Origin of the sequence: Oceanobacillus sp. HCA-5259, assembly GCF_037892815.1 — a bacterium.
In the GTDB taxonomy this organism is placed as follows: Bacteria; Bacillota; Bacilli; order Bacillales; family Amphibacillaceae; genus Oceanobacillus; species Oceanobacillus indicireducens.
Genome location: NZ_JBBKBV010000059.1, coordinates 1 through 7,995, shown reverse-complemented (window position 1 = coordinate 7,995; position 7,995 = coordinate 1). Strand labels below are relative to the sequence as shown.

9 protein-coding genes are annotated in these 7,995 nt (G+C 40.9%); all 9 read left to right on the top strand.

Going from position 1 to position 7,995, the window contains the following annotated elements; all coding sequences use genetic code 11:
• Positions 1-10: 10 nt before the first annotated feature.
• The 9 genes from WKU33_RS18520 (at position 11) to WKU33_RS18480 (ending at position 7,942) form a co-directional block, all read left to right on the top strand.
• Positions 11-553, top strand: a complete 543-nt coding sequence (locus WKU33_RS18520; protein ID WP_336252777.1) for a cysteine hydrolase family protein — start codon at positions 11-13, stop codon at positions 551-553.
• A 92-nt stretch (positions 554-645) separates the two neighbouring features.
• On the top strand, positions 646-807 hold the full coding sequence (locus WKU33_RS18515; protein ID WP_340456039.1) for a hypothetical protein: 162 nt from the start codon (positions 646-648) through the stop codon (positions 805-807).
• Positions 808-827: 20 nt separating this feature from the next.
• Entirely contained in the window at positions 828-1,550 is a 723-nt protein-coding gene (locus tag WKU33_RS18510) for a cytochrome c biogenesis CcdA family protein (RefSeq protein WP_156857514.1), read from the top strand.
• A gap of 176 nt (positions 1,551-1,726) precedes the next feature.
• Positions 1,727-2,428, top strand: coding sequence for a response regulator transcription factor (locus WKU33_RS18505; protein ID WP_340456038.1), 702 nt, complete (start codon positions 1,727-1,729; stop codon positions 2,426-2,428).
• Positions 2,425-3,402, top strand: coding sequence for a sensor histidine kinase (locus WKU33_RS18500; RefSeq protein ID WP_336252776.1), 978 nt, complete (start codon positions 2,425-2,427; stop codon positions 3,400-3,402). The genes WKU33_RS18505 and WKU33_RS18500 overlap by 4 nt, the downstream gene beginning before the upstream one ends.
• Positions 3,403-3,499: 97 nt before the next feature.
• A complete protein-coding gene (locus tag WKU33_RS18495) occupies positions 3,500-4,270 on the top strand; it encodes an ABC transporter ATP-binding protein (RefSeq protein WP_336252775.1) in 771 nt (256 codons plus the stop codon).
• A complete protein-coding gene (locus WKU33_RS18490; protein WP_188858302.1) occupies positions 4,245-6,152 on the top strand; it encodes an ABC transporter permease in 1,908 nt (635 codons plus the stop codon). Before WKU33_RS18495 ends, WKU33_RS18490 begins: the two co-directional genes overlap by 26 nt.
• 320 nt (positions 6,153-6,472) lie before the next feature.
• A complete protein-coding gene (locus WKU33_RS18485) occupies positions 6,473-7,465 on the top strand; it encodes an LLM class flavin-dependent oxidoreductase (RefSeq protein WP_340456037.1) in 993 nt (330 codons plus the stop codon).
• Positions 7,466-7,534: 69 nt separating this feature from the next.
• Positions 7,535-7,942 (top strand): NUDIX hydrolase, encoded by a 408-nt coding sequence (locus WKU33_RS18480; RefSeq protein ID WP_336252773.1) that lies wholly within the window; start codon positions 7,535-7,537, stop codon positions 7,940-7,942.
• Positions 7,943-7,995: the final 53 nt, after the last annotated feature.

The window sequence follows — 7,995 nt, the reverse complement described above, 5'->3', positions numbered from 1 at the left end:
TGGATTCAAATTGGTAAAAGAAGCGTTATTAATTGTTGATATGAGTAATGACTTTGTAGCAGACGATGGCCCATTAACTGTCGGTAAACCAGCACAAGAAATTGTACCCTACATTAAGGATTTGGCAACCGAATTTCTAGAAGCAGGAAAGATGGTTGTTGTATCGATGGATGCCCATCAGCCTAATGACCCTCACTTCGAATTATGGCCACCTCATAATATTGTCGGTACGAAAGGCCAGCAATTGTACGGGGAGCTCTATGATTGGTACGAAGCTAATCAGAATAATGAAAACCTAATATATTCGGCAAAGACTAACTATAATGCATTCTTCCAAACAGATTTGGCTGAAACATTCAGGAAGGCGGGTGTGGAGAAGGTTCATACCGTTGGTGTAACGACGGATATCTGTGACTTTTTAACAGTTTCAGGAGCAGATGCAGAAGGTTTTAAAACGGCGATTCACAAACGAGGTATAGCAACGTTTACAGATCTTGGAGAAACAATGGTTAATCATATGGTACGTTGTTTCCATACAGAAGTGATTGATTGAACCGCTCGCGATTGAAGTTACAAGTGTGCTTGGCTTCTTAAGTATAGTATGATAACAAATACTTATCCTAGTGTAAGGTAAAAGGAATAGCAATGACGTTTGTGAAAGGGAAGAGTGACATGGGTGCGCATGAAACAATAAAGACAATTTCCGAAGAAGAAAGAAATCAATTAAAGTCGCTGCTTTTAAATTACTCGAAAGAAGAACTAGCGATTGTCTTACACCATTTTACTAAGTGTAAAGAAATGAAATAGCAAAGCAAAGGAGGTGGAGTATGCTAACGGAAGTTTCTATTATTCTAGCGTTTGGCGCAGGGGTATTATCCTTTGTATCACCCTGTGTATTTCCGCTCTATCCAGCATTCTTATCCTATATTACTGGAATGAGTGTGTCTGATGTACAAAGCGGTAAAATAGGAGGACAACGCAAAGCGATATTTCATACATTATTCTTTTTATTAGGATTTTCCATTATTTATCTCGTGCTGGGATTAGGGTCAACTGGAAGTGCCAGTTTAATTGAGACGTGGTATATACAATATGGAGATATCATCCGCCAGGTCGGTGCGATCTTCATCGTGTTTTTTGGTTTAGTTACAGTTGGGATCTTCACCCCGACCTTCTTGATGAAAGACCATAAACTAAACTTAAAAAACAAGCCATCTGGTTATCTAGGCACTGTGTTGATTGGTTTAACCTTTGCACTGGGCTGGACACCTTGTATGGGACCGATATTAGCAGCCACGTTAGCTCTTGTGGGCGCGAATCCGTCCCAAGGTATCTGGTACATGGGAGCTTATATATTAGGCTTTAGTATCCCGTTTCTGTTAATGGCATTTTTTATCGGGAAATTTACGTGGATTAAAAAATACAGTGGTGCATTTATGAAAGTCGGTGGAAGCATCATGATTCTGATGGGAATTATATTGTTTTTTGATATGTTCACTATTTTTAATTCATTATTTGCGCCAATTTTTGGAGATTTCCAAGGGTTTTAGTCTTTGGAGGGAAAGAAATATATTTATATCATCCAGTGAAACTGTGAGTGAATCAAAATTTGAATTGCTTAGATCGATTCCCGTTTATTCAATTGAAATGCTTATGTTAAAAATGGTCCGACTTACGTTATACTATAAGGAACGATTATAACTTATGTATAAAAGGACGGTTACCAATGGCGAAGATCTTAATTATCGAGGATGATCCAAAGATTGCCGCACTCCTGCAGAGCCATTTGCAAAAATATGGTTATAACGCGGTAGTCGCAGAACAATTTGATGCAATAATGGAAGAGTTCCACAAAGTTCAACCGGATCTTGTATTATTGGATATTAATTTACCTAGCTTTGATGGTTTCTACTGGTGCAGGCAGATTAGACAGTTTTCAACCTGTCCGATCATATTCATTTCTGCCCGTTCAGGGGAGATGGATCAAGTCATGGCACTGGAAAATGGCGGGGATGATTATATTACGAAACCATTCGCTTATGAAGTCGTCGTTGCGAAAATTAAGAGTAACTTACGGAGAGCATACGGGGAATATGCAACAAAAGTGGAAGAGCGGAAGATTGAGCTGGACGGGCTTACTCTGTACGCGGAACGGATGGAATTAGTGAAAGGTGGAAAAGTGATTACTCTAACAAAGAAAGAAGCTGTTTTGCTCGAAATGCTGTTGAGTCGTTCTCCGAGGGTTGTATCAAGGGAATTACTCCTCGAAAAGCTGTGGGATGACCAAGCTTTTGTTGATGAAAATACACTGAATGTGAATGTCACTCGCGTTCGGAAAAGGTTGCAGGAGTTAGGGATTCAAGATGCGATTGAAACGATTCGAGGTGCAGGCTACCGGCTCGTAGCGAATTGGGAGCACGGCTCATGAAGAAACTATTTTTTCGTGACCAGTTTCCGCTTATTTTTTTAAATATTATTCAGCTCACGGTTATGGTGCTTGTGCTCTGGTTAAGCGGCCTTCGTGAAGTGTCACTCGTCTTTTATCTTTTATTTTTAAGCATCCTCTTTCTAACAGGTTATTTAGTATACCGTTACGTTACATTACGGAAATTTTACCAACGCTTGGCAAATCCGATTGCCCGGCTGGAGGAAGTGTTTGAAACACTTGACGAAGCTCCACTTTCTGCTGCCCTAAGCGAACTCTTAAAGACACAACATCGTTTATATATTAGCGAAATAGCACATGCGAACAGTAAGAAAAATGAACATATGACATTCATCAATCAATGGGTGCACCAGATGAAGACACCATTATCTGTCATCGAGTTGATTATCCAGGAATATGAAGATGAGCAAATTCTAAGTATCCGTGAAGAAACGGATAAGCTTGAAAAGGGATTGGAAATGGTTTTATATGCTGCTCGCCTAGAAGTGTTCGAACAAGACTTTCACGTGAAATCGGTCGGATTAAAGCGAGCGGTGGAACAAGTAATTCGCGATAATAAGCGGCTATTCATTAAGAACAGGGTTTACCCGGAGCTCGACCTTTCGGAAGTTCGTGTGGAGTCAGATGAGAAATGGTTAGTCTTTGTCATCAACCAGCTTATTACGAACGCTGTAAAATATTCGGCAGGGAAAGCACATAAGATTTATATCTCGGAAGCAAGGACTGCTGCAGGAGTTCAATTATTCATTCAAGACCATGGTGTCGGTATTCCGAAATCAGATATAAAACGTGTATTTGCTCCATTTTTCACAGGTGAAAATGGAAGGATTTATCGTGAATCGACGGGGATGGGACTTGCGCTAGTTCGAGATATATGTGACAACCTAGGACATACTGTGGAAATAGAATCTACGCCTGGAAAAGGGACATTAGTCAAATTAACATTCCCGAGTTAAGAAACCTTACAGAAATGTAAGCTAATTGAAAGCTAGACCGATGTTTAAAATTCCTCTTTTCTTTTACACTAGTTGTAGAAGGAAAGGGGTTTTTAGTATGGAAATTTTAAAAACACAAAACGTAAGCAAAGTATATGATGGAAAAGTAGCGCATAAAGCGCTTGAGGATATTGATTTAGTTATTGAGGAAGGGGAATTTGTTGGAATCATGGGTCCTTCGGGAAGCGGGAAGTCGACATTGCTCAATATGGTTGCAACGATTGATCAGCCAACTTCAGGCTCGATTCTTATCAGTGGCAAGAATCCGCTAGAGATGAAACATAATGAAATGGCAGAGTTCCGCCGCCGAGAATTGGGCTTTGTATTTCAGGATTTTAATTTGCTGTCGACATTGACCGTGGAGGAAAATATTGTGCTGCCACTTACGCTTGAAGGAACAAAGGTCAAAGAAATGGAGAAGCGTGTCGCAGCAGTTGCTGAAAAGCTCGGCATCTTGGAAATTTTGAAAAACCGCACTTATGAAATCTCCGGTGGACAAGCACAGCGGACGGCCATAGCCCGAGCGATTATCCACCAGCCGAAAATGGTGCTCGCCGACGAGCCAACAGGTAACCTTGACTCTAAAGCATCCCGGACGGTAATGGAAATGCTTGAGCAAATTAATCGGAACGACCGGACAACGATGATGATGGTGACCCATGATCCAATCGCTGCAAGTCACACGCAGCGGGTTGTTTTTATTAAGGATGGGAAGCTATATAACGAGATTCAGCGTGGGGATAACCGTCAAGCTTTCTTTCAAAAAATAATTGATGTGCTATCGCTGTTGGGGGGAGATACAAGTGACCTTTCGTCAATTCGCGTTTAATAATGTCTTAAGAAATAAACGGGTCTATGCTGCTTATTTCCTTAGTAGCTTATTTTCAGTAATGGTTTTCTTTGTTTATGCGATTTTTGCCTTTCACCCGGCATTAAAGGAAGTGCATTCGAGCGTTACGGTAGGTCTGCATTTTGCTGAGGGAATTATTTATGTTTTTTCGTTCATCTTTGTACTCGTTTCGATGAGTGCCTTCCTTCATTCACGAAAGAAGGAATTCGGCTTAATGGTTATGCTCGGCATGACGAATAAGCAATTGCGTAGGATGGTCTTTTTAGAAAATGTGTTGATCGGCTTCATTGCAACGATTTTCGGTGTGGGAATCGGGCTTGTGTTCGCGAAGCTCATCCTGATGACGGCGGAAACGGTGCTTGAGTTAAAAGAATCCTTGCCGTTTTATATGCCATGGGAAGCGATCTTGCTTACTTGTGGTGCATTCTTACTCCTGTTTGTTGTGATATCCTTCTTTACGGTGTTCATCTTGAAAGGAAATAAATTAATCGATTTGATCAAGGGAAGCGCTGTTCCGAAGAAAGAACCGAAAGCTTCTGTTCTCCTCTCGTTATTAGCTGCTATGTTACTGGCGGTTGGTTACGGGGTTGCATTAACAGTGAAAGGGGATCAAGTCGTATTCGCCATGATTCCTGTAACAATTATTGTCATTATCGGGACCTATTTCCTTTTCACTCAATTAAGTGTCTTTATGATCAATCGGTTGAAAAAACGAAAAGGGCTGTTTTGGAAAAAGACGAATCTCGTATTATTTTCCGATTTGGCGCACCGGATGAAGGATAATGCGCGCACCTTTTTCTTTGTTGCAATTGTATCAACGGTTGCGTTTACTGCGATAGGTACGCTTGTCGGTTTCCGATTTATGATTACGAATAATATATTAGATGAACGTCCCTTTGCGGTAGAATATTATTCAGAGCATGGGGATGAACAAGAAACGGAACATATTGCAATTATTGAGGATAAACTTGATGGCATTACCTATCAGAAACTGCCTGTTCATATAAAAAATGTTTCAATTCCAAGTCTCGCCGATGATGGCTATAATCCACTAACGGGGATTATTTCCGAGTCGGAGTTTAATGCAATTGCTGAAGCAGCAGGACGGGGCGAGGAACAGGTTGCCTTAGATGGACAGGAGGCGGCTTACCTGTATTATCATAGTGCAATGCTTCCACCAAAAGAAGTGGAGGGGAAGCGAATGCTTGAATTTGCGGGTAATGAAGTAAATCAGATAACAGCATTCGGTTCGGCTCTGATTCGTACGTTTGAAAATTATTTAATTGTTGATGATGCATTTTATGATACAATCACTGACTTTGAGCAGGAAACCTTCTATGCCTTTCAAGTAGAAGATTGGAAAGCGACAGCGGATATAGGAGAACAGCTGCTAGAAGAGCTAGGGGTAAGTGACACGAATGGATATGGTGAGCACTTCACCTTTAGTAATCTTGGTTACGATTGGTATATTATCAATCAATCTTTCGGTACAGTTCTGTTTATCGGCTTATTCATTGGTGTTGTATTCTTCGTAGCAGCAGGTAGTTTCTTGTATTTCCGCTTGTATGCGGATTTAGAAAGTGAGCAGCAGAAGTTCGCGATGATTAGTAAAATCGGACTGACGGATAAGGAATTGTCGAAAGTGTTAACAACACAGCTTGCCTTACTGTTCTTTATTCCAATTATCGTAGCAGTTATCCATGGTGCAGTTGCTTTAACGGCACTAAAGAACATGTTCGCTACAAGTATGCTCGAAAGCTCTGTTCTTGTTCTTGGGAGCTTCACACTGATCCAAATTATTTACTTTATCTTCATCCGTCATAATTATATACGGAGAATAAAAAAACATATTGTGAACTAAAAGGGAAATCCTAAGGTGGCCTTCGTGGCTGCATTAGGATTTTTTAGTGCATAAGAAACTATAAAACAAAAATAATAACATCGAACTACCTCCTATCCTAGGAGGCGCAGTTTGTACGTTGCTACGACTACTGGATGTGCTAATGCAAACGCCCTTCGGTGGGACGAGTAATCGCAGTCCCAGGTGTTGCGAAACGAATCGCGTTTTTAACCTGCGAGGGCGCTTCCGCCTTTGTTTGTGCAAGCAGATGAATGGTGTTCGTGAAATGGTGTATTATACTAGGCAATAGATTAAAAAAATGTTGGAAAGGGATCGATAAAATGAAGTTAAGCATACTGGATCAAGCTCCGATTACAAAAGGAAACCGAGCATCTGATGCCTTAAAGAAAGCGGAAGAGTTGGCTATCTTAGGGGATGAATTAGGGTACCATCGGATGTGGATGGCAGAACACCATAACACGAACACGCTTGCAAGTTCCGCACCGGAAATCACCGTCGCCCATTTAGCCGCAAAGACAAAAAACATCCGGATTGGAACAGGCGGTATTATGATGATGCATTATTCCCCATTGAAAATGGCTGAAGTGTTTAAAACATTAAGTGCTTTTTCTCCAGGGAGAATAGACTTCGGAGTAGGAAGAGCTCCTGGGGGCGATAATTATTCTATCTATGCCTTATCAGAAGGAAGGCAGCCGATGGTCCATAATATGTATGAAAAATTAGTAACAGCACTTCAGCTCATCAACGACGAGGTCCCAGACGATCCGTTATATCAGCGAATGATTGCCTCCCCGTATCAAGTCACTTTACCAGAAGCATGGTTACTCGGTTCAACAGGTGATAGTGCAACACAGGCCGGACGCAGCGGTGTTGGGTATTCCTATGCACAGTTTTTCACCGGGGAGATGGAAAAAGAAGTTTTTGATATATATAAGAACAGCTTCGAACCTTCCGGTTTCATGGATAAACCGGAGATTAATGTCTGCTACATGGTGACGACTGCGGAAACGAAAGAAGAAGCAGAATACGAAGCGAAACCGCAGGATATTTGGCGTCTGCTTTTCGAGAAGGGGAAAAATATACAAGTCCTTACACCGGAAGAGGCAAAAGATTATCCATTAACAGAAGTGGATAAGATGAAGATTCAAGATAATCGTAAATTGCACCTTGTGGGCAGTGCGCAAGAAGTGGCAGCAACGTTAAGGGAGCAGCAGGAGCAGTATGGCTTTGATGAAGCAATGATTGTGAGTATCCCGCATTCGCAGGAGAAACGGTTGGATGTGTATCGGTTGCTTGCTAGAGAATTGTTGTAAATAAAAGATAAAGAGGGCTTAGAAAGTTTTATACGAGATGATATCACAAATCTTAAAGGGGGCTTTCGTATGGAGGAATGGCGAGGAGCCGCTGGCGTCTGTATAAATGAAAAAAGCGAGTTATTGATGGTTTTGCAAGGTGCGCCTGACGAGAGAAGAACATGGTCCATACCTTCTGGTGGAAAAGAACGGAATGAGACATTTGAAGATTGTTGTATAAGGGAGATAGAAGAGGAAACGGGATATAAAACAGAAATTATCAAAAAAATGAAAGTGAAAAAAAGAAAATATGAAGCATATAATATTTCTGCAGAAGTCCATTATTTCTTAGTAAAAATTATTGGCGGTACTAGAAGTATTCAAGATCCTGATCAACTCATTCATGGGATAGCCTGGAAGAATGTACAAGAAATAAAAGAACTCGAATTATCGTTTCCGGAAGATCGGGAATTTCTAATCGAATGTTTAATGAAATAGACAAGAATGCATTCCCATCGCTCCAATAGGATTTAATTTACGTTAATTTTATA